The following is a 1,240-nucleotide window of genomic DNA, read 5'->3' as shown; positions in this document are numbered from 1 at the left end:
TCACCATACTTGTCAAAATATTAATTCCCTTTACATGAGCGCTTTTGCTGTGTGAATAATGCCAACAAACCACATCATTCTCATCTGTCGCTGCGAGCCATGGAGTGCTAAGCACGGGGTGAGTAGGCCGAGGTAGGTTCGGGTTTTTAGCAGAGCGGAGTTGCGAAAGGCCGTTAGGTCTGTAGCAAGCGTAACGAGTGTCTAAAAATCTATACGAACCGTAGAGTCATGTGAGAGCACAGTAGTGGAGTGTGCCGATTCAAGGCACGTAACGCTGTGTGACGCGGACAGCCGAGGGTTTATAGTCGTCGCGTTTTGCTCGGCGATTTTGCATCATTGGATGTGCAAAATACCTACCGAGGTAGCGACGCTTACGTTGCGACAGAACCCTCCTTGGCTCGCAGCGCCAGCATCATATCATTAAATCAAATTGCGACAGAACCATTATAGCTCATCATCTTCATATCTTGTATGTTTAGGATCATTGCAAACATACCATCCACTAGAATTTGTACATACCCCATACCTTTTAGATAAATCAAAGTACATAGTTGTGCTAGAAGGAGATTGTGATGATTTAGCATCAAAAAGTGAGCCAAAATGATTGTAAGTCGTGACATATAAATTACTTTTATCTGAATTTTTAATATATATTGCGCTGACAGGATCATTTACTCTACTTTCTAAAAACCATTTTAAATTATTAGGTACGTTATCCATAAATGGATCACACTGTTTGAAATAAACCCAATCCCAATCTGTCGTTTTTCCAGCAATATTAGAAGTTAAACAGCTTAAAAACCAACCATCAGATGAAAATGAACGGCCATATAGTGAAAGCATCAATATTCTAGAATTTTTCATATCATAGTATGTTCTATTCAAATAATTTGAATTATACGAACCTGAATACATAGGATAGTAATTATTATCAGATTTATCATAAAACCTCATACCAATTTCATACCAAAATGTATTTACTTTTGATGGTGTTTTAAAAAAGTATTTAGACATTTTATTTGCATCTAAAACAATATTAGTTCCACTTGATTTTGAAATAATTCCATAGTTGCCATACCACTGAATAGATAGATCTTTATTTAAACGAGGTTTTAATTTTCCATCTCTTACATCCCATTTTTGATAAGGGTTATAAATATCACAAGGCCAAAACTCTACATAATCCCATTTATCATCACCTTTGATGACATTTTCTGGTGCAGTCATACATAGAGGGATT

At 36.5% G+C, this 1,240-nt stretch carries 1 protein-coding gene; it reads right to left on the bottom strand.

From position 1 onward, the window contains the following. Nucleotides 1-444: 444 nt before the first annotated feature. Nucleotides 445-1,240: DUF1561 family protein (locus C200_RS12300; RefSeq protein WP_211250934.1), on the bottom strand; the 796-nt coding region annotated here is incomplete at its 5' end.

Source organism: Piscirickettsia salmonis LF-89 = ATCC VR-1361, assembly GCF_000297215.2.
Taxonomy (GTDB): Bacteria; Pseudomonadota; Gammaproteobacteria; order Piscirickettsiales; family Piscirickettsiaceae; genus Piscirickettsia; species Piscirickettsia salmonis.
This window is presented reverse-complemented; position numbering and strand designations above follow the sequence as displayed.